This is a genomic window from Tessaracoccus sp. ZS01, assembly GCF_022342445.1.
Taxonomy (GTDB): Bacteria; Actinomycetota; Actinomycetes; order Propionibacteriales; family Propionibacteriaceae; genus Arachnia.
This window is the reverse complement of record NZ_PQFE01000007.1, coordinates 77,551-95,227: the sequence shown is the minus strand read 5'-3', so window position 1 is coordinate 95,227 and position 17,677 is coordinate 77,551. Positions and strand designations below refer to the sequence as shown.

Genomic DNA, 17,677 nt, shown 5'->3' with positions numbered 1-17,677 from the left:
ACGGCCCCGGACCGACGACGGCGCCAGGCGTACGATGGCAAACACTCCACGACAGGGGGCACTATGTTCGAGCGCGTGCTAGCTCCGCTGGACGGTTCCGCCCTGGCCGCCAGCGTCCTTCCGCATGTGGCCAGGATCGCTCCCGCCGGTTCGCAGACGCTGCTGCTTCGAGTTCTCGAACAGAACGTCGAGGCCACCCTGAACGATCCCCTCGAGTGGCGCATGCGCCGCGACGTCGCAGAGGTCTACCTCGACGACGTCGCGCGGCGGATCAGCCTGGACACCGAGCTGCACCCCGTCTCCCGCGTGGAGGAGGGCTGCGCGGCGGACCGCATCCTGGCGGTGGCGCGCGAGTGGGACGCCCAGTTGATCGCCCTGTGCAGCCACGGGGCGGGGGGGCTGAACGCCTGGAACCTCAACTCTGTGGCGTTCAAGGTGGCGCAGCGGACCGGCACTTCCCTGCTGCTCGTGCGCGGCTACCAGTTCAGCCCAGACTCACCGGATGAGACGCTGGCCTCCGAGTCGTACCGACGCATCCTGGTGCCCATGGACGGGTCTCTGCGGGCGGAGCACGTGCTGGGCGCGGCAGATGCCATCGCCACCAGGACAGGCGCGACCATCGTGCTGGCCCATGTGGTGCAGCCGCCCAGGTACATCCATCGACGCAGCGAGAGCGAGATCGAGTCGATCGTCGACGGGGCCATCAACCAGTTCGTCTCCGAAGCGCAGGCCTATCTGGATGAGGTGGCCTCAGGGCTGCAGTCGCCCACCGAGGTGCGGGTGCTCCAGGACCGTGACCCCGCGGCCGCACTGCACGCGTTGACCGCCGACGAGGGAGTGGACCTGGTTCTGGTCAGCGCGCACGGACAGTCCGGGCAGCGCTACTGGCCCCACGGGGGACTCGCCACCAGCTTCATCCTCCACGGCACGACCACCCTGCTGGTGTTGCAGGACGTGCCATGGGACGCCCTCCTGCCCAGCCAGGCGGAGATGTCCGCCAGTCGGCCCCCGGCCCCGGGCCAGCGCGCCACGGGAACCCTCCCCGGCCAGACCGGACCCGTCCCGGTCGCCTGACATCGGGGCGGGATCAAGGAACCGTTGCCCGCCATCACGGGCTTATGGCGTTCCACCGCCGCCGTGCTACGAACGTGCTACCAACGTCGTCCTGAATCGGCATGCCCAGCCACACCCCGCAGCTTCGCTGCTGGATTCCCCTCCACTGCGGCACGTTGACACATATCATCCAGAATGGGACGATATGTGCATGCGAGTGACGGTCTCAGATGCTGCCGACGAGGCGGGGGTGACCACCCATCAGGTCCGCGTCGCGCTGCGCGACGGCACGCTCCAGGCCCAGCACACCTTTGGCCGCGAACCGGTCCTCGACGACATCGCCGTCATCGCCTGGAAACGCTCACGCTCCCGGGGCCGGCGCTGGAGTCCTCGCGCCACTCAGGCAGCCCTCGACCTGCTCAGCACCGGCACCACCACCAAGTTCACAGGTTCAGAACTGAGCCGACTTCGGCGCGTCTTGCGCACCGCCACACCCAACCACCTCGCGTACCTCGCCGCCGGTCTGGGCGGCACTTGGGCCAGATACCGCGCCCTCGAGACAGTGAAGGGACTCGACCCGATCGGCCCATCAGCAGCCAGCGACATCATCCGGTTCGACATCGCCGGTCGTAGGAAGATGTCCTTCGCAGAGGTCGAGGACCTCAACGAGTTCGAAACCCGCACCCTCGTCGCCACCGATGGGGACGGAGACCTCGGCGTCGTCGAGCGGCGACCCGACCGGCGAATCGCCCGCGTCCTGCTCGACACCTACCTGCTCGGCGACAGCCGCGAATCGTCCGCTGCCGCACAAGCACTCATCGAGCGCGCACGTGACCTCTGACCCGTTCGACCTGCTCGACGAGGTCGCCAGCGTCCTGCCGCCAGCTCACTGGATGCTGGTCGGCGGGCTGATGGTCCACGCCCACGCCACCCTGGCCGGCGTTGAGAACAACCGCCCCACCATCGACGCCGACATCGTCGTGGAGGTCATGACCTCCGGCAGCTACCAGGCAGCGGCACGAGCCATCCAACAACTGGGGTTCGAACCGCACGACCCCGTCAATCCCGACGCCCCGAGCTACCGTTTCGACCGCGAAGCCGACCGGATCGACCTGATGATCCAGGACAGGAGAAGGGCCGTGCGGTTCCAGAGGAGAACCGTGCTGCAGGTGCCTGCCTCGGACTCGGCGTTGAAGAACACCAATATCTTCGTCCTGCCTTCCGGTTCAGCCATCCGCATCCCCACCCTGGCCGGTGCGCTGGCGCTCAAGGGGGCGGCCTGCGCCACCGCTTCGCCCAATCCGATCCGCCACGCACAAGACGGGATTGTCCTGCTCGCCTGCGCCGACGCCCTCGGGGTGCCCACCTTCTCCAAGTCGCAGACCAAACACGTCAACCGGCTGCTCCAGGATCTCAACAAGATTGAGGCATGGAGCCTCGCTGGACCGGTCGAGGTCCGTCGGGCGATGCGGGCGGTGAGAGTGATCAAGTCCGACTGGGAGACTCCCGCATTCCTGGCGTCCGGCTAGACGTCCTGATGCACCGCTTGGGCTCCGGGAGTCCGTCACGGGCGCGCAAAGTCTCATGTGACGTGTCCTCGCGCTCCGCGGACTCGAACCCGCGAGCGAAGGCCTCCAGCTCGCCTGGAGATCGCTCTCGGGGTTGTGCTGGATCGATGGGCCAGGTCGCCTCCTGCCGGAGACAACGCCGCCATGGAATCGTTCTTCGCCCTCCTACAGAAGAACGTCCTGGACCGGCGACGCTGGGCCACCCGACAAGACCTCCGGCTAGCGATCCTCTGCTGGATCGAACGCACCTACACCGCCGACGACGACAGGCCCGACTCGGCCGCTTGACCCCCATCGAATACGAGACCATCATGACCACACCGGCCCCTCCAGGCCGCCTAACCCAACCTGAGGCGTGCAACGAACGTGCAACGAGAAAGCTCTCTGGTGTCCCTCTGAGGGCACTTGGGTCCAAGGTCAAACAAGTAAACTCCCTAGTCAAAGGCGTTTGACTAGGGAGTTCTGCTGTGGAGCATAGGGGACTCGAACCCTTATCCAAATGGTGTCTGGCAAGGCGGTTCGCGGTCGTCCAAGTGGTGCGGGGCCAATCTGGGGCCAATCGTGATTCGACCTGGATGTTGAACGCCAACTAGATTCCCTGTGCGCTCACCGACGACTAGGGCTGGCGTCTGCCGGTACCCGGGTTTGAAGCCATCAGGGCGTCTTGCTGATGAAGGCACGGCGGATTGCTCCTGAGCCCCCAGGCGGCTTCGCGCTCATGCCGAAGCGGGAGATCAGGTCTCGATCCGCTGCAGGGGTTGTGCTGTCACTTCAGCTATGAGGTCGAAGTCTTTGTCGAGGTGAAGAACGGTTCGTCCCGTGAGTTCGGCAGTCGCGGCGATCAACAGGTCGGGGATGGATGGCGCCCTGTGCTGGCCGCGGGCGGCGAGGATCGCTTGGACCTCCACGGCACGGTCCTCGATGGCGGGTGTGAGGTATTCCACTGGCATCGCGGCGACCGGAGGCAGCCGAAGCGCTCGGGCGTGGTCTTCGGCCGAGCGCGCCGAGAAGCCCAGTTCGAGGCGGGTGAGGGTCGAGATGGCGACCAAGCCGCGTTCGATGCGGGTGGCCCATTCCGCGGCGTTGGGGCTATGTCCCAGCCTGACCAGTGCTGACTTGTCGACCAACCAAGCGGTCACGACCACGCCTGGTCCATGACCGTCGGGTCCTCAAGGTCGCTCAGCAGATCCGACATGGCGTTCAGGTCGGAGACCGTGACGCTGTCGGCTGAGCGATGGGCTTGCTGGTGCAGTTGCCGTCGAAGGAAGTCCGCGCGAGAGAGTCCATAGCGCCGCGCCTGCTCGTCCAGTCGTTCCAAGTCTTCGGCGGGGATGTTGCGGATCAGTACATCGGGCATGTCAGCACTCCTTCAGGTCGATATCTAATGATATCAAGTTCAGCAAGAAGCCTGCCCAACGAGCAAGCAGCCCAGTCTCTTCAAGGCCGTGCGGAGTGCAGAAGAGCTTCCGATACCGGTCATGCCGCAGAGTGTGTTGACGCCTCCGGACCGGTGCTCGAAGGTGTGGAAGGATGCAGCTCGTGGACCCCCAACTGTTGTCTCCCAAAGCGGTGGCGGCTCTGCGCGACGCAGCCTTCACGTACGGCAACGTTGGCGGCACAGGCACGTTCGACTCCGGGCCTCCGAGCGGTTACGCGCATCTCCTACGGCAGACCGAATTGGGGAGCGGGGCCTCGCGATTCGATGAGGTCGTCCAGACTCTGCTGGGTTGGGACATGCATCGGCGCGCGGGCCTCAACGTGCAGGCATCTGACCCGACGGTGGTCGATGGGGCGGTCGCGATTTTGCGGCTCGGGATCGGAAGGCTGAGCGTCCCAGCTCCTGTCCGGGTCGTGGACGTCGTCGATGAGCCGCTTCGGAAGGGATTCGCCTAGGGCACCCTTCCCGGGCACCCTGAGAGCCAGCGAGGAGTCGTTCGTCCTGGAGCTCCACGACGGGGGTGAAGTCACCTTCACCATCAGCGCGTTCTCCCGCCCGAACTCCCTCCTCGCCCGCATCGGAGGCCCCCCTAACCCGCGCCGTTCAGTCGTCAATCACGAGCCGCTACTTGCGCTCGGTCCGACGGAGAGACGCACTGCAGAAAACACGGACTCGCCATCTCGAACATCCTGTCATGCCGCGTCTGGAGCGGATGGCTGTCCGCGGTGGCGCGTGCTCATTCCAGACCGAAGTAGCCGGGGTCGGCGAGGAACCGCCGGTACAGCGCCACGGTCATCAGGTCCTTCCAGGCACGGGTGCGGAGTCCGTCGTCGTCCAGTTCGATGATTCGGGCGCCTGGGGTGGCGGTGAGGATCGGGGAGTGGGTGGCCATCAGCACCTGGATGCCGTCGTCGCGTAGGTCCGCCAGGAGGTTGGCCAGTTTGATCTGGGTGATGAACGAGAGCCCGGCCTCGGGTTCGTCGAGTACCAGGAACCCGCCTCCGCGGGACAGGTGTACCAGCTTGGTGTCGAGGAGCTCGGTGAAGGCCTGGCCGTGCGAGCGTTCGTGGTAGGGACCGTCGGCTCCCGGGTTCTGCTCGAGGAAAGTGAGCAGTCCGTGCATGGTCTCGGCGCGCAGGAAGTATCCCCAGCGGGAACGGGACAGGCCGCGCACCAGCCGGATCCGTTCGTGCAGCGGCGACTCGGTGGGGCGCTCCGAGGGCCTTAGGTGTGTGCTGCCGCCCTCGGGGCTCAGGCCGTATGCCATGGCGATTGCTTCGATGATGGTTGATTTCCCGACTCCGTTCTCTCCGACCAGGATCGTCAGTTCGGAGAGCTCCAGTCCGTCGCGCAGCAGTTGCCTGACTGCGCCCATGGTGAATGGCCAGCCGTGATCATCCTTGCTGGGGTCACCGACCACCTCGCGGACGGGCAACGAACTGAAAGCGGTCACAGGCTCAGGCTAGAGCGCGGCGGTGACACCTCTGCGAAGTGGTGATACCGAACGCGCGGATCTGCCGCGCTCGGGATCATTCGAGCAGCTGGGCGAAGTGCGACCGAGCTTTCATCGCGTGGATGACAAGACGGTTGCCCGGAGTCGAAGGTCAGGATGGCGAGTTCGAGGAGCCGGCCGTGGGTGTCGAAGCCGAGGGCGAACTGTTTTGCCGGCATGTCATCGTCCGGCTCGCTGAGGTAGGAGGGGTGCCGGGCGGCATGCATGATGTCCTCTTCGCTGATGCCGTGCCTGAGGGCCGAAGGGTTGACCTTCACGCGACGTAAGCCCGGATCGCGGCACGGATCACGTCAGAGCGGGAGGTGTGCTCGCGCTCGGCCTGCGCATCAAGGGCTTCGAGAAGGCTGTCGTCGAGCCGGACGGGCACGACTCGCGCGGGGCCGTCGCCCTTGGGCTTGCGGCCTTTCTTGCGCAGGGCGTCCACGTCGTAGCCGCGCTCGGCCTCGTCGGCCAGCGCTTGAATCATCTCGTCCGTGACAGGGACTCCACCGATCGTCTCCACAAATGAAGTGTAATACGAATCAGTGGGGTGGCCATGAGGTCTTATCGGCTTATGCCGCGATGATTAGGGTCCGGGTGACGGAGTCGGCATACGTCAGTCGGCGCCTTTCAGGGTCTCGCGAACTTGGGTGGACTCTCTCGTGCATGAGACGGCGTGGGAGCTCTTCTGGGATGATGTCCACGTGTGGGAGGCCATCGTTGCTGGGGGGATTGTGCTGGCGCTCGCCGCAGGCTGGGTTTGGATCCTCCTGCCAGGGGTGGCGCGCCGACTGCGGCGCGATCCACGGCCGGTGATGCCTCCGGTGCCGCTGCGTGCCGCGCTCGGATTCGACCGCGCGGCCAACGTCTCCGCAGTTCGAGAGGCGATGGAAGCGGTATGCGGGAGACCCACCGTCGTGTCCGATGCGAAGCCGTACGAAGTGCTACTGCGCAGTCGAGAAGCGTTCTGGATTGCGGTCGGTCTCCTTCGAGGGCGGAATATCCCGCGTGGGCCTCGAGCATGGGTGTACGTGCAGGAAGCCGGCAACTGGAGAGCATTCCGCGAAGGATCGACAGGCTGGCTGGAACCGGACTGGGTTACGGAAGTCCCTGAACACCGATGACAAGTCTGGCCCGGAACGCGCGGTCATGCCGCGCCGAGGACGCTAGACGGCTTGGAGCGGCTGGATCCGGTCGAGTGCGTTGCCGAGGTTGTCCTTCTCGACCTCAAGGTCGAAGCGGGTCTGGAGGTTGAGCCAGAACCTGTCGGTGGTGCCGAAGTAGCGAGCCAGCCGGAGCGCGGTGTCGGCAGTGATCCGACGTTTGCCGTGCACGATCTCGTTGATCCGACGTGGGGGGACGCTGATCGCGACGGCGAGCCGGTTCTGGCTGATCTGCAGCGGCTCCAGGAATTCCTCCATGAGGATCTCGCCCGGGTGGATCGGTGGGATCGTTGTTGTTGTCATGGCTGGTACCTCCTCAGTGGTAGTCGACGATCTCGACGTCGGTGGGTCCGCCATTGCTGGTTGATCCGGATGCTGTGCTGTCCGGCCCTGTCTCCGCGGAGTGCCTCGAGGCGGTTCCCGGGAGGCACCCGGAGGTCGTCCAGGATCTCGGCGGCATCCAGCATCACCAGCTTCCGCAGGGCGGCCCGTTCGATGCGTGGGTCGATGCTCTTGACTCGTTGTCGCGACCAGAGCCGTTTCGGTTGCCGGGTCCCTGAAGGATCCGATCACTCACCCACTATAACGCGTCACGTCATAGCCGCACGCGCCAGCGATGGGTTGCGACATGAACGACTAACGCCAGGGATTCGCCACCACGCCGCTTCGAGCAAACCCGTAGCGGGAAGTGGTTGTCCGTTGCCGCGGTGGCATCCCGTGGCCCTGCTGCTGTCGGTGTGTAGTGAAGGTGCAGTCAAGGCTTTGCGGCCCTATACCCGTCTGGTGTGGTGGCTCCGCAGTAGGGCGTCGATTTCGTTGAGGTCGACGACTACTCGGAAGCCGTTCTTGTAGCGGGTCAGCTTCCCCTCGGCGATACGTCGTTCGAGGGATCGTCTGGAGCTACGGCAGTACTCGGCTGCTTCGAGGAGGGTGGCGTAACGAGGGTGCGATGTGGCGGAAGCCTGCGTGCGGTTCATGGTGGATGGCTCCTCCCGGGCTTGGGTCGTTCTACGTCTCAGCGTGCTCTGCGGACATCCGCGAACTCGTACCCCCTCGTTGCTCCAGGGCTACGTACCCCCACCGCCTAATGCGATCTGACAAGCGCTTACAAACGTACCCCTGGCAATGCCGGAGCCGTCTTCCTAGGCCACGTGCATGCGTCTCCGCGGGCTCGCCACGCTTGGCTCATCGGTGCGCGAAGACTTGTTTGGAGCTGACTGGCACCTCGCGTGGGTAATGCGGAACCGGATAGCCCACGGCTACCTCTTGGTCGACATCGTTCGTCGGACCGTGGAGCGCGACGTTCCTCTTGTCGTCGCGCGTATCCAGAACCGGACAGCTTGAGCCTTCCTCTCGACGGTGGGATCGGTCCATGCACTCTCCCGCGCCGACGGCCTCGGAAACGTACCCCTGGTCAAAGAATCCACAGGGGAACCTTTGCTGCAACGTGCTCTGGTTAGGCCATTCGAAGGTACCGCCAAAGAGTTAGTGCGGGCTTCGTGCGTACGTCCCAAGGCATGCACAACGCCTACGTGACGGCTGGTCCTGGTATCGGTTCAGATGGAAGGCCCGAGTCGATGGTGGCTGGGGCCAGTCGTGTGACGAATGCGGCTGGCCGAGAGGCCACCGATGACCCTAGGCCGGTTCTTGGTGGCGGAGAGCCGCATCAGTGCGGCCCGGATGTCACCTACAGATCTGTCCTGCAGGTGGGGGATCAGGTTGCCTGTGTCGGTTCCTTGTCGCTGAAGGCTTCGCAGGAGTCCGCGGATGGCGGGCCACTGCGGTGTGCCGGTCAACGTGGGATTGACTTGCTCGGCCCAGTGCCGCCAACGCCGCTCGTCGGCGGCGTCCCGGTCGCGATTGATGGCACTCTTGGCGAGCTCGGCGATACGCCAAGTGAGCGCGGCGGCGGGACGTTCGGAAGGCAGCGGGCCCTGACGGAGTGCTTCGGAGGTGAGTTCTGTCACGGGGAAGCCACGTGCTTCGAGGCGGGCCAGCAGGGGCGAGGTCGGCGGTGGTGGGATCGTCGGCGACGCCTTGTCCGAGCAGTCGCAGTTGCGCAACACCGAAAGTGGGGACGGATGGGACCAGTTGCTGGTCGAGCTGTATCTGGTGGCGTCGCGCGGCACCGGCCTGGAGGGGTTCCCCGGTGGGTCGGCGGTCGGTGTCGGGGATGGCCTCGGCGGCGCGCCAGACGTGGACATCGGCGATGGTCTTGGCGGGGATGTGGTCCTTGGCCGGCAGCCAAGGCGGTAGCGGGGCTTGCAGCGCGTCGGCGCGCACTTGGGCAGCAATCGTCGCGACGCGGTCGGCACGCGCTTGGAGGTACGGACCCCAGCACTCGTCGTCGCGAAGTATCTGGGGAATGGGTGGAAGCCAGGGCAGCGGCCCTCCGGAGTGTTCTGGTAACAACGAGGCAAGCAGCGCAGCCGGGTCGCGGATGCCGTCGTTCCAGCGGTAGCCGGTGGCGATGCGGTGGAGCGTACCGATAGGCGTGTCGCCGGTATCGGTGCTGGTGAGGAGCCGTTGGCGCAGGGTGGGCCAGGCGTCGCAGTCGGTCAGGCCCGGGAGGAGGGTGTTGGCGTCGCGGTCGAGGCTGTCGAGGGCTGCGGCGTGGTGGTGTTCGAGGGCGACGGTGATGGCGTCGCGGTAGCGGTTGACGGCGTCGGGCAGCAGCACGGCGGGGGCGGTGGCGTCCCGGAGCTGCGTGGTGACGGAGCGGGCGGTGCCGTCGCGGGCGAGGATGGCGTCGAGCATGTCGATCGCCGTCGGCGGGCGGAGGGTCTCTGGCCGGAAGGCGGTGTGTTCGTCGCCGGTGCCGACGACGGGGACGTAGACGTGGTTGTGGGAGCGGCCGCGGGTCATGGCGACGTAGAGCTGCTGGCGGGACTCGGTGCCGGTGAGGAGGTGTGGGTGGCGTCGACGGTGATGCCCTGCGCGGAATGGACGGTGCTGGCGTAGCCGAGCTCGACATGCGCCGCGACATACCAAGCGGGCAGCAGGGCACGGCCCCCGGTGCGGCGGTGCCGGACCTCGAGGCTTCCGTCGACGTGCACGCGTTCGACACTCCAGCGGTCACCGTTCTTGACCCAGCCAGCGTGGGAGGTGCCGAGGCGGCGGTCGTTGCGGCGGGCGAGGATGACATCATCGACGGTGGCGACGTTGCCGTCCGAAAGCTCCACTGTCGGTCCCAGAAGGATGCCGACCCTGCGTGTTTGGGCGCGCCGGTTGAGTTCGGCCACCTCCTGGCGGGTGGTGGCCAGCATGATCGTCTCCAACGCTCGCCTGCTGTCCTCGTGCCAACTCCGGACCGTGGCCTCCAGCGCCGTCTCCGGGCTTCCGGCATGGATCCGATCGTGATCGAGGTACCAGCCCAGCGCAGCCGGGTCACCATCGCGCAGCGCGAGCGAGGCGGCCTTCTCGCCGTCGTCGGTGAAGCGCAGCACCGCGTCGAGTTCGATCGCGCCGTAGGAGCGTTGGAGGTCCCGCAGGACGCCGCCGGCGCCGATCGCAGCCAGCTGCTGGTCGTCCCCAATCAGGCGGATGGAGGCGCCGCGTGAGAGGGCACAGCTGATGAACTCCGCGAGGGTGAGCGTGTCGGTCATGCCGGCCTCGTCCACGATCACCAACGTCGACGGACCAATGGCGGCGTCGGTGTTGGCGGGTTGGGCGCGCTGGTCGTGGAGCAGCTTCGCGATGGTCGTCGTCTTGCGCATCGGAGCGTCAGCGGTCCCGATTCTGGCATCCCCGTAGCGGTCGCCCTAGCCCGTGTTGCTTCAGGCTGTTGCGCCTATTCGGGGCCGGATCAGGCGCAGCAGGACAGTTTGGTGGGGTCGGTGGTGAAGGACTGGCAGGCGAGCTTGATGCCTTCGGCCATGGTGAGATAGGGCGCCCACATGGTTGCGACGTCGTGGTAGGTCCGCTGCCCGTCGAGGAGGAATACGCTGGCGGCGGCGAGTTCGCCGGCGTCCTTGGTGACGGCGGTGATGCCGAGGATGCGGCCGGTGTCGTCGTCGATGACGACCTTGATGAATCCGCGGGTGTCCCGGTTGACCATGGCGCGGGGCACGTGGTCCAGCTGTAGCACGCGGCAGTTGCACCGGTAACCGGCCGCCATGGCTTGCTTCTCGGTCATCCCGACGGCGCCGATGGCGGGGCTGGTGAACGTCACCCGGGGCAGGTGGCTGTAGTCGACCGTGCGTGCCGCGCCGGTGAAGGCGTTGTCGACGACCATTGCGCCGTGGTGGGCGGCGACGTAGACGAACTCCGGGTGCCCGGTGACGTCTCCGGCTGCCCAAATGCGCGGGTTGGTGGTAGCGAGTGAGTCGTCGACGACGATCTCGCCGCCGCTACCGGTCTGGACCTGGACGGTCTCGACGTTGAGCGCGTCGGTGACCGGGCGGCGGCCCAGTGCCACCAGTACACGTTGGGCGCGGAACTGGTTGGCGCGGCCTTCGACGGACGCGGTGGCGGTCACCTCGCCGGTCGCCTGGTCCTGCGTGATCGTGGCCAGCTGGGCGCGGCGAACGACAGTGATGCTCTCGTCGGCGAAGACCGACTCCAGCACCTGGTTGACCTCGGGCTCCTCGGCGGAGGCCAGCCGGGAGCGGACCAGCATGGTCACCGTCGAACCGAGCCGGGCGAAGAGCTGGGCCAGTTCCAGGGCCACGTACCCACCCCCCAGGATCAGCAGGGACTCGGGAACCTCGGTGAGCTCCATCGCGGTGGTCGAGGTCAGGAAATCAACCTGGTCCAGCCCTGGAACGGAGGGAATCCTGGGCTCGGCGCCGGTGGCGACCAGATAGTGAGCGGCCTCGAGCACCTCCGATGTCCCGTCCGGGCCGATGATCCGCAGCGCCGGGGCGTCGGGGGTGCCGACAAAGGAGGCCACGCCGTGTCGGATCGGCCAGTCGTAGGATTCGGCGAGTTCGACGTACTTCGCTGACCGCAGGCCCTCCACCAGGGACTGCTTGCCGCGGATCAAGCCCGGCATGTCCACCGGGCCGGCAGCGGTGGCGATGCCGGGGAAGCGAGCCGGGGCGTCGGCGGCGACGTGCCGGGACTCGGCGGCCGCGATCAGCGCCTTCGACGGCACGCAGCCGATGTTCACGCAGGTCCCGCCGACCGTGCTCCGCTCGATCATCACCACCGACTTGCCCAGGTTCCGGGCCCGGATCGCGGCGGAGAACGCCGCACCGCCGGAGCCGATCACCGCGAGGTCTACCCTCTGGCCCATTTGGGTACCTCCATCACTTGGCGAAATGCTCGGATAAGGCCAGACTGGACCTTCCAGTGCAGGGGAAGGTCAAATCCGGCCTGTCAGGGAATTAGGGAAGGCGGGTGGCCATGAGGATCGGTGAACTCGCCTCCGTAGCGGGCACCAGCACCAAGACACTGCGGTTCTACGAAGAGCGGGGCCTGCTGCCAGCACCGGGCCGGACTCCGGCCGGTTACCGGGACTACGACCCGACCGTGCTCGACCGGCTGAACTTCATTAGCCGCGGTCAGGCCGCCGGACTCACGCTGGCCCAGATCCAGCAGGTGCTCGAGATCCGCGACGACGGAGAGGCGCCCTGCGAACACGTCCGCGCCCTGCTTCGCCAACGCCTGGTCGACATCGAGCATCAGTTGAGTAGGCTGACTGCTCTCCGCGATGCCCTCACTGCACTCAGCGAGGAGGCCAGCGCCATCCACCCCGATACCTGCGGACCCGACCAGGTCTGCCGCTACGTCTGAACCGTGCTGCGATGCCCTGTAGGGCCGGTCACTTCGGCCACAGCGAGCAGGCAGCCCAGCTGCGTTCTCGACACGGTCGGGTTTCCGGCGACGGCGCTTCGCCGTCATGCAACTCGCAGGTCAGTGGCGGTGACCGGCGCCGGCCATGCGGTGCATGAACAGCATCATGCCCATGCAGAGGAGGCCCACCATCAGTGTGCCCGCACCCGCACCGCGAGTCAGCGACCACAGACCCAGCGCCACCAAGGGAACGCACATCAGGAGCATGTGCCAGTGGCGTCCCCGGTGCCGCGACGGCGGTCGACCCGCCTCGTCGCTGCCGCTCGGATGAGAGTGGTGGGGTGTGGTGTCGGTGTGCGGGTGGTGCGTCATGGGGACGGTCCTTTCATCGGCGGTCAGGGGTGGGAGGGCCGAGGCGCTTGTTGCTCGCTCGGGGGCTTGATCAGGTCGGAGGGCAGCTGTTCGTGGCGCCGGAGCGTGAGTTCGAAGCCCACGCTCCCGAGAAGCGCGCGAAGCTCGGAACCGGTCGCCACGTCCGACGGGGTGACGGTGAGAAGTGACTCGCCGGATGGAACGAGACTCATCGCGACCCGGCGGAGGCCGGGCAGCGCCCGGACGGCCTCGAGCGCGCTCACGAGGCAACGGTTGCAGGTGAGTCCCCGCACGCCGTACCTGGTCTGGCTGAGCTTCGTCATGGTCTGATCTCCTCTTCGATCGCAAGCCCATCATCTCCGGGCCGTGTGGGGCGCGGGTATGGTCGCGGTCAAGTTTCCGACAAGCTTTGACAAGCCCCCTAGCACCTAGACGACGGGACGCTCTCCGAGAGCTACGACGTTTGCGACAAGGGGCATGCATTCGGAGTGCCGCGCCACGGCTTCGTCCTGATCCGACGCCGACGGCATCCAGCGCTGCACTGAGTAGAGCCCCCTAGAGTGGTGTAGCCCCCACAGTGGCCGTGGCCGTCGATGACGGCAGGGCGGTCACCGTGGGATCCTTCGAGTTCACCTACCAAAGCTCTCTCAAAGGAAATCAACCACGATGACCGCTCCTCATATTGTCGACCCCGCCCGCGTGCTGGGCAACCTGCTGACCGAAGCACCCCCGGACATGATGCGCAGCCTGCTGCAGAACATGATCAACGCCCTCCTCTCGGCTGACGCCGATCTGGTGTGCGGCGCCGAATGGGGACAGCCTTCCGCGGGGCGGGTTGCGCAGCGCAACGGCTACCGCCACCGCCCTCTTGATACCCGTGTCGGCACCATCGATGTCGCCGTCCCCAAACTGCGCTCCGGAACCTACTTCCCCGAGTGGCTCTTGGAGCGCCGCAAACGTGCCGAAGCGGCGCTGATCACCGTGATCGCCGACTGCTACCTCGCCGGAGTGTCGACCCGCCGGATGGACAAACTCGTCAAGACCCTCGGGATCGACGGCCTGTCGAAATCACAGGTCTCCCGCATGGCCACCGACCTCGACGAACACGTTGCGCAGTTCCGACACCGCCCCTTGGGCGATGCCGGCCCGTTCACCTTCGTCGCCGCCGACGCGTTGACGATGAAGGTCCGAGAAGGCGGCAGGGTGATCAACGCCATGGTCCTCGTCGCGACCGATGTCAACGGCGACGGCCACCGCGAAGTCCTCGGTCTGCAGGTCGCCACCTCCGAAACCCGCAGCGCGTGGAACACGTTCTTCGCCGACCTCGTCGCCCGCGGCCTGGCCGGAGTACGGCTAGTCACCTCCGACGCCCACGCCGGGCTGGTCGAAGCCATCGCAGCGAACCTACCCGGCGCGTCCTGGCAGCGCTGCCGAACCCACTACGCCGCCAACCTCATGGCCGTCACCCCGAAGAGCATGTGGCCAGCGGTCAAAGCGATGCTCCACTCCGTCTACGACCAGCCCAACGCGGCCTCCGTCGAGGCGCAGTTCGACCGGCTGCTGGACTACACCGCAGAGAAGCTCCCCGAAGTCGCGGAGCACCTCGAGCAGGCCAGAGCCGACGTGCTCGCCTTCACCACATTTCCCAAGGACGTGTGGACCCAGATCTGGTCGAACAACCCCGCCGAACGCCTCAACCGGGAAATCCGGCGCCGCACCGACGCGGTCGGGATCTTCCCGAACAGGGAAGCCATCATCCGCCTCGTCGGCGCAGTCCTAGCCGAACAAACCGACGAATGGGCAGAAGGCCGCCGCTACCTCGGCCTCGACATCCTCGCACGCTGCCGACTCACCACCATCCCCAACACCACCGAAAAGGAGCTCCCCGACCACCCGCTGACGCTCAGCGCCTGACCCCAACGACCTACGAAGGAAAAACCGCTACACCACTCCACGGGGCTTGACGGGTCTGTCAGGCAAACGGTGTAAGTGGCTCCAGTGCCCGTGAGGGCAGGAGGAAGTCATCATGACCGAGAACCACGTCATTTCCCTCGAGGAGATCGAGGCGTCAGCCAGACTGGACGACGTGACCGAACCACATCCATCGATGCCGGAGGAGCCGGCTGATCTGGGTCCAGATCAGCGGGAAGCGATCGCGCACATGGTGCGCCAGGCCAAGGACGCCGGGATCGCGTTGACCGGCCCCGATGGTCTGCTCAAAGCGTTGACCGCGCAGATCGTCGAGGCAGCCCTTGACGAAGAGCTCAACGAGCACCTGGGCTACGACAAGCACAACCCGATCGGCCGCGGCAGCGGGAACTCCCGCAACGGGACCCGGACCAAGACCGTGCTCACCGACAACGTGGGTGCCATTGACATCCAAGTCCCGCGGGATCGCAACGGCACCTTCGAACCCCAGCTGGTCAAGAAACGTCAACGGCGCTGGTCGGACATGGACGCGATGGTCCTGAGCCTGTTCGCAAGGGATTGACCACCGGGGAGATCGCCGCCCACTTAGCCGAGGTCTTGGCACCAGCGTGAGCAAGGACACCATCAGTCGCATCACCGACCGGGTCGTCGACGAGATGACCACCTGGATGGCGCGGCCGCTGGACCGCATCTATGCGGCGATCTTCATCGACGCGATCGTGGTCCGTGACGGGCAGGTCCGCAACCAGCCCTACTACGCCGCGATCGGGGTCGACCTGGACGGGCACAAGGACATCCTGGGCATCTGGCCCGGCAACGGCGACGGGGAGTCGGCGAAGTTCTGGTTCGCGTGCCTGACCGAGCAGAAGTACTGCGGCGTCCGGGATGTTCTTCATCGTGCGTGACGGGACAGGAGCCTGCCCGACAGCATCGGCAACGTGTTCCTTCAGGCGAAGGTTCAGACCTGTCTGATCCATCTGCTGCGCAACAGCTTCTCGTATGCGTCGAAGCAGCACTGGCCCGAAATCGCAGTCAACCTGAAACCCATCTACCAAGCCCCCACCGAAGTCGATGCGCAGCGGGGCGTTCGAGGATTTCGCCGAGAAGTGGGGCAAGGCCTACCCGGCCATGATCCGGCTCTGGCGAAGCGCCTGGGCCGAGTTCGTACCGTTCCTGGACTACGACCTCGAGATCCGCAAGGTCCTCTGCTCCACCAACGCGATCAAGAGCCTCAGCGCCCGCTTCCGCAGGGCGGTCGGGGGACACGAGGACACTTCCCCAACGAGCAAGCCGCCCTGAAGACCCTGTACCTGACCGTGAGATCCTTGGACCCCAAAGGCACCGGCCAGACCCGCTGGGGCATGCGCTGGAAGCCCGCCCTCAACGCCTTCGCCATCACCTTCGCAGACCGCATGCCCACAACCCAGAACCAATAAAATGAAAACCGCCACTTACACCGAAAACCGGACAGTCGAGAGTTGTGCAGCGTTTCTGCTTTCGGCGCTGGAGGCCTCGTGCGGGCTGCGGTCGGCACGTTCTCGGCAGGCCTTATCGGGGAAGATTCATGGCGAGATCCGCTGACGCATTGCCGTCAAGGATGGCCGCTTGGTGAGGTTCTGGACGGAGTGCTGCACGGGAGCCCGCACCGGGGGTGGGGGGTGGGCCGGGCTGATCAAACCTTCAACGCTGCGGTGCAGACGTGCATACGCGACCACAGCCGCCGAGGTTGTTCCTTCGGGGTTTCGGTGGGTGAGGTAGTCGACGATGGCGCGGCGGACTCGTTCAGCTGTTTCGAGGACTACATCCTCGGGTGTGCACTGGCGCTGCTGTGCCGCGGATGCCGCCCACCCGGCGAGGTAGCCAAACGATGCGCTGGAGGCGTCGAGGCCGTAGTCGGCGGCCACCACATGGGCAAAACTCTCTGCTTCTACCTCGACCACCCCGCGGCACTGTTGGCCGTTGCCGGCGGCAGGCTGATGCATCACGACATGGCCTGCCTCGTGCGCAAGGACGGCTGCGGCGTGCGCGGGCGGGAAACTATCCAAGACCAGCACTTGAAGCGTGTCGAACCGGGTGAGGTCCGCCAAGGTCTGGCGTGCTTGCCACGGTGAAACCGTGGGATTCGATGTAGCGGGCGAGGTCGTGCCACATACCCTCCGGCGCCGCGCCCTGCAGCACGGTCGATTCCTGGTGTGGGGATTGCGGGACGTCGGGGCCGTCGGTCTGCGTGACGTCGAAGACCGGCATCGGTCTGAAGCCGTAGATCCCGAGGCGGGGGTTGCCCGCGTCGTCGAGGACAGGGTTACCAGCATCGTCGAGGAGTTTCCGGGTCAAGGGCCCGAGGACGGAGATCGCTTTCTCGCCGCGGCGGACCTGACGGCCTGCCGCTTGCCACGCACGGTAGCCGGCGACCTGGGTCGCGTCGGGCTTCTGCGCCATGATTAGGATCTGGTTGCGTACCGAGTACTGGCGAAACCTCGAGATGAATGACAGCCACGTCTGCCACCCGTCACTGGTCATCAACGCCGCAACACCGTGCTGGAGTTGCTCCTGGAGTTCCTTGACCCGCTCCTCCCGCTGCTGGGCCAGGCGGGTCTGCTGCGCCGCGGTGAGCTTCCGGCCATTCATCGGTCATCCCCGGCGAAGAGTTCGGCGTGGCTGAGCAGCTCGTCGGCCTCTGCCAGCTCGCCGGCTGCCAGGTGCTCTTCGGCCTGCAGCAGAAGCTGTCCGACGATCAGCGGCAGATCAGTGTTGAAGTCTTCGCCCGATGAGTTGTCCATGCCTCTATGAACCCCGCCTCGGTGACCTCACCGCGTTGACCCGAGCATCACCGGCCACAGCCTCGCTGATAGACACTCAACTGGCCGTACCCCCCACTAGTGGAGTGGCACACACCTCTTGCATTCCCGGACCGTTGATCGCGCTG

At 66.1% G+C, this 17,677-nt stretch carries 24 protein-coding genes and 2 pseudogenes; 11 read left to right on the top strand and 15 right to left on the bottom strand.

The genetic code is table 11. The features are described from left to right. Window positions 1–75: 75 nt before the first annotated feature. The 4 genes and pseudogenes from C3E87_RS08865 to C3E87_RS08850 all read left to right on the top strand — a co-directional run. Window positions 76–1,074, top strand: coding sequence for a universal stress protein (locus tag C3E87_RS08865; protein ID WP_158069064.1), 999 nt, complete (start codon window positions 76–78; stop codon window positions 1,072–1,074). Between the two features lie 190 nt (window positions 1,075–1,264). Then, window positions 1,265–1,894 carry a hypothetical protein gene (locus C3E87_RS08860; protein ID WP_143570960.1) on the top strand — a complete coding sequence of 210 codons (630 nt, stop codon included), beginning with the start codon at window positions 1,265–1,267 and terminating at the stop codon, window positions 1,892–1,894. Next, complete coding sequence (locus C3E87_RS08855) at window positions 1,884–2,582, top strand: hypothetical protein (protein ID WP_076061775.1); 699 nt, start codon at window positions 1,884–1,886, stop codon at window positions 2,580–2,582. Before C3E87_RS08860 ends, C3E87_RS08855 begins: the two co-directional genes overlap by 11 nt. A 131-nt stretch (window positions 2,583–2,713) precedes the next feature. Next, window positions 2,714–2,941 (top strand): annotated as a pseudogene (locus C3E87_RS08850) (integrase core domain-containing protein); the annotation flags it as partial. A gap of 414 nt (window positions 2,942–3,355) precedes the next feature. Here the strand turns inward: C3E87_RS08850 and C3E87_RS08845 are convergent. After that, window positions 3,356–3,760 (bottom strand): PIN domain nuclease, encoded by a 405-nt coding sequence (locus C3E87_RS08845; RefSeq protein WP_233120767.1) that lies wholly within the window; start codon window positions 3,758–3,760, stop codon window positions 3,356–3,358. Beyond that, window positions 3,757–3,978 carry a ribbon-helix-helix protein, CopG family gene (locus C3E87_RS08840; RefSeq protein WP_076061771.1) on the bottom strand — a complete coding sequence of 74 codons (222 nt, stop codon included), beginning with the start codon at window positions 3,976–3,978 and terminating at the stop codon, window positions 3,757–3,759. Before C3E87_RS08840 ends, C3E87_RS08845 begins: the two co-directional genes overlap by 4 nt. Before the next feature lie 173 nt (window positions 3,979–4,151). Between C3E87_RS08840 and C3E87_RS14630 the strand changes: the two genes are divergently transcribed. Together C3E87_RS14630 and C3E87_RS14900 are read left to right on the top strand one after the other, a co-directional pair. After that, window positions 4,152–4,514 (top strand): DUF1990 family protein, encoded by a 363-nt coding sequence (locus tag C3E87_RS14630; RefSeq protein ID WP_076061769.1) that lies wholly within the window; start codon window positions 4,152–4,154, stop codon window positions 4,512–4,514. Continuing rightward, complete coding sequence (locus C3E87_RS14900) at window positions 4,486–4,905, top strand: DUF1990 family protein (RefSeq protein ID WP_076061767.1); 420 nt, start codon at window positions 4,486–4,488, stop codon at window positions 4,903–4,905. Before C3E87_RS14630 ends, C3E87_RS14900 begins: the two co-directional genes overlap by 29 nt. Here the strand turns inward: C3E87_RS14900 and C3E87_RS08830 are convergent. The 8 genes from C3E87_RS08830 to merA form a co-directional block, all read right to left on the bottom strand. Continuing rightward, window positions 4,796–5,512, bottom strand: a complete 717-nt coding sequence (locus tag C3E87_RS08830; protein WP_076061764.1) for an AAA family ATPase — start codon at window positions 5,510–5,512, stop codon at window positions 4,796–4,798. The genes C3E87_RS14900 and C3E87_RS08830 overlap by 110 nt on opposite strands. Then, window positions 5,509–5,829 carry a hypothetical protein gene (locus C3E87_RS08825; protein ID WP_198928261.1) on the bottom strand — a complete coding sequence of 107 codons (321 nt, stop codon included), beginning with the start codon at window positions 5,827–5,829 and terminating at the stop codon, window positions 5,509–5,511. Before C3E87_RS08825 ends, C3E87_RS08830 begins: the two co-directional genes overlap by 4 nt. Next, on the bottom strand, window positions 5,826–6,074 hold the full coding sequence (locus C3E87_RS08820; protein WP_369819263.1) for a ribbon-helix-helix domain-containing protein: 249 nt from the start codon (window positions 6,072–6,074) through the stop codon (window positions 5,826–5,828). The genes C3E87_RS08825 and C3E87_RS08820 overlap by 4 nt, the downstream gene beginning before the upstream one ends. Before the next feature lie 643 nt (window positions 6,075–6,717). Further along, the gene (locus C3E87_RS08815) at window positions 6,718–7,017 is read right to left on the bottom strand and encodes a HigA family addiction module antitoxin (RefSeq protein ID WP_076061763.1); all 300 of its coding nucleotides are present in this window, start codon (window positions 7,015–7,017) and stop codon (window positions 6,718–6,720) included. Continuing rightward, window positions 7,014–7,196 carry a type II toxin-antitoxin system RelE/ParE family toxin gene (locus C3E87_RS14895; protein WP_369819265.1) on the bottom strand — a complete coding sequence of 61 codons (183 nt, stop codon included), beginning with the start codon at window positions 7,194–7,196 and terminating at the stop codon, window positions 7,014–7,016. The genes C3E87_RS08815 and C3E87_RS14895 overlap by 4 nt, the downstream gene beginning before the upstream one ends. A 1,201-nt stretch (window positions 7,197–8,397) precedes the next feature. Further along, window positions 8,398–9,579, bottom strand: coding sequence for a hypothetical protein (locus tag C3E87_RS08805; RefSeq protein WP_143570959.1), 1,182 nt, complete (start codon window positions 9,577–9,579; stop codon window positions 8,398–8,400). Then, window positions 9,576–10,430: an ATP-dependent RecD-like DNA helicase gene (locus C3E87_RS08800; RefSeq protein ID WP_076061757.1), complete on the bottom strand. Its 855-nt coding sequence runs from the start codon at window positions 10,428–10,430 to the stop codon at window positions 9,576–9,578. The genes C3E87_RS08805 and C3E87_RS08800 overlap by 4 nt, the downstream gene beginning before the upstream one ends. A gap of 89 nt (window positions 10,431–10,519) precedes the next feature. Continuing rightward, window positions 10,520–11,950 carry a mercury(II) reductase gene (gene merA / locus C3E87_RS08795; RefSeq protein WP_076061755.1) on the bottom strand — a complete coding sequence of 477 codons (1,431 nt, stop codon included), beginning with the start codon at window positions 11,948–11,950 and terminating at the stop codon, window positions 10,520–10,522. A 110-nt stretch (window positions 11,951–12,060) separates the two neighbouring features. On the opposite strand from merA, the gene C3E87_RS08790 reads away from it, so the two are divergent. After that, on the top strand, window positions 12,061–12,450 hold the full coding sequence (locus tag C3E87_RS08790) for a heavy metal-responsive transcriptional regulator (protein WP_076061753.1): 390 nt from the start codon (window positions 12,061–12,063) through the stop codon (window positions 12,448–12,450). Between the two features lie 120 nt (window positions 12,451–12,570). Here the strand turns inward: C3E87_RS08790 and C3E87_RS08785 are convergent, their stop codons facing one another. Next, window positions 12,571–12,822 carry a hypothetical protein gene (locus C3E87_RS08785; RefSeq protein WP_143570958.1) on the bottom strand — a complete coding sequence of 84 codons (252 nt, stop codon included), beginning with the start codon at window positions 12,820–12,822 and terminating at the stop codon, window positions 12,571–12,573. Window positions 12,823–12,845: 23 nt separating this feature from the next. Continuing rightward, window positions 12,846–13,145, bottom strand: coding sequence for a hypothetical protein (locus C3E87_RS08780; RefSeq protein ID WP_076061751.1), 300 nt, complete (start codon window positions 13,143–13,145; stop codon window positions 12,846–12,848). 343 nt (window positions 13,146–13,488) lie between these two features. On the opposite strand from C3E87_RS08780, the gene C3E87_RS08775 reads away from it, so the two are divergent. The 4 genes and pseudogenes from C3E87_RS08775 (at window position 13,489) to C3E87_RS14880 (ending at window position 16,050) form a co-directional block, all read left to right on the top strand. After that, window positions 13,489–14,736: an IS256 family transposase gene (locus C3E87_RS08775; RefSeq protein WP_076061749.1), complete on the top strand. Its 1,248-nt coding sequence runs from the start codon at window positions 13,489–13,491 to the stop codon at window positions 14,734–14,736. Between the two features lie 112 nt (window positions 14,737–14,848). Continuing rightward, window positions 14,849–15,313, top strand: a complete 465-nt coding sequence (locus C3E87_RS14890; RefSeq protein WP_369819262.1) for a transposase — start codon at window positions 14,849–14,851, stop codon at window positions 15,311–15,313. A gap of 94 nt (window positions 15,314–15,407) precedes the next feature. After that, window positions 15,408–15,788: pseudogene (locus C3E87_RS14885) on the top strand (transposase); the annotation flags it as partial. Between the two features lie 34 nt (window positions 15,789–15,822). After that, on the top strand, window positions 15,823–16,050 hold the full coding sequence (locus C3E87_RS14880; RefSeq protein ID WP_369819264.1) for a transposase: 228 nt from the start codon (window positions 15,823–15,825) through the stop codon (window positions 16,048–16,050). 263 nt (window positions 16,051–16,313) lie between these two features. Here the strand turns inward: C3E87_RS14880 and C3E87_RS08765 are convergent, their stop codons facing one another. Genes C3E87_RS08765 through C3E87_RS08755 form a run of 3 tightly spaced genes read right to left on the bottom strand, consistent with a single transcriptional unit; the run spans window position 16,314 to window position 17,531 of the window. After that, window positions 16,314–16,805 carry a hypothetical protein gene (locus C3E87_RS08765; RefSeq protein WP_143570957.1) on the bottom strand — a complete coding sequence of 164 codons (492 nt, stop codon included), beginning with the start codon at window positions 16,803–16,805 and terminating at the stop codon, window positions 16,314–16,316. Continuing rightward, window positions 16,789–17,379, bottom strand: a complete 591-nt coding sequence (locus C3E87_RS08760) for an ArdC family protein (protein ID WP_076061747.1) — start codon at window positions 17,377–17,379, stop codon at window positions 16,789–16,791. The genes C3E87_RS08765 and C3E87_RS08760 overlap by 17 nt, the downstream gene beginning before the upstream one ends. Continuing rightward, window positions 17,376–17,531 carry a hypothetical protein gene (locus C3E87_RS08755; RefSeq protein ID WP_158069062.1) on the bottom strand — a complete coding sequence of 52 codons (156 nt, stop codon included), beginning with the start codon at window positions 17,529–17,531 and terminating at the stop codon, window positions 17,376–17,378. Before C3E87_RS08755 ends, C3E87_RS08760 begins: the two co-directional genes overlap by 4 nt. Window positions 17,532–17,677 lie beyond the last annotated feature (146 nt).

Bases quoted from the DNA above. Each gene is read 5' to 3' on its own strand.
- C3E87_RS14630 (WP_076061769.1), top strand. From the start codon at position 4,152: ATGCAGCTCGTGGACCCCCAACTGTTGTCTCCCAAAGCGGTGGCGGCT.
- C3E87_RS08780 (WP_076061751.1), bottom strand. From the start codon at position 13,145: ATGACGAAGCTCAGCCAGACCAGGTACGGCGTGCGGGGACTCACCTGC.
- merA (WP_076061755.1), bottom strand. From the start codon at position 11,950: ATGGGCCAGAGGGTAGACCTCGCGGTGATCGGCTCCGGCGGTGCGGCG.
- C3E87_RS08805 (WP_143570959.1), bottom strand. From the start codon at position 9,579: ATGACCCGCGGCCGCTCCCACAACCACGTCTACGTCCCCGTCGTCGGC.
- C3E87_RS14880 (WP_369819264.1), top strand. From the start codon at position 15,823: ATGCGCAGCGGGGCGTTCGAGGATTTCGCCGAGAAGTGGGGCAAGGCC.
- C3E87_RS08840 (WP_076061771.1), bottom strand. From the start codon at position 3,978: ATGCCCGATGTACTGATCCGCAACATCCCCGCCGAAGACTTGGAACGA.
- C3E87_RS08755 (WP_158069062.1), bottom strand. From the start codon at position 17,531: ATGGACAACTCATCGGGCGAAGACTTCAACACTGATCTGCCGCTGATC.
- C3E87_RS14890 (WP_369819262.1), top strand. From the start codon at position 14,849: ATGACCGAGAACCACGTCATTTCCCTCGAGGAGATCGAGGCGTCAGCC.
- C3E87_RS08790 (WP_076061753.1), top strand. From the start codon at position 12,061: ATGAGGATCGGTGAACTCGCCTCCGTAGCGGGCACCAGCACCAAGACA.
- C3E87_RS08800 (WP_076061757.1), bottom strand. From the start codon at position 10,430: ATGCGCAAGACGACGACCATCGCGAAGCTGCTCCACGACCAGCGCGCC.
- C3E87_RS08860 (WP_143570960.1), top strand. From the start codon at position 1,265: ATGCGAGTGACGGTCTCAGATGCTGCCGACGAGGCGGGGGTGACCACC.
- C3E87_RS08815 (WP_076061763.1), bottom strand. From the start codon at position 7,017: ATGACAACAACAACGATCCCACCGATCCACCCGGGCGAGATCCTCATG.
- C3E87_RS14900 (WP_076061767.1), top strand. From the start codon at position 4,486: ATGAGCCGCTTCGGAAGGGATTCGCCTAGGGCACCCTTCCCGGGCACC.
- C3E87_RS08785 (WP_143570958.1), bottom strand. From the start codon at position 12,822: ATGACGCACCACCCGCACACCGACACCACACCCCACCACTCTCATCCG.
- C3E87_RS08760 (WP_076061747.1), bottom strand. From the start codon at position 17,379: ATGAATGGCCGGAAGCTCACCGCGGCGCAGCAGACCCGCCTGGCCCAG.
- C3E87_RS08775 (WP_076061749.1), top strand. From the start codon at position 13,489: ATGACCGCTCCTCATATTGTCGACCCCGCCCGCGTGCTGGGCAACCTG.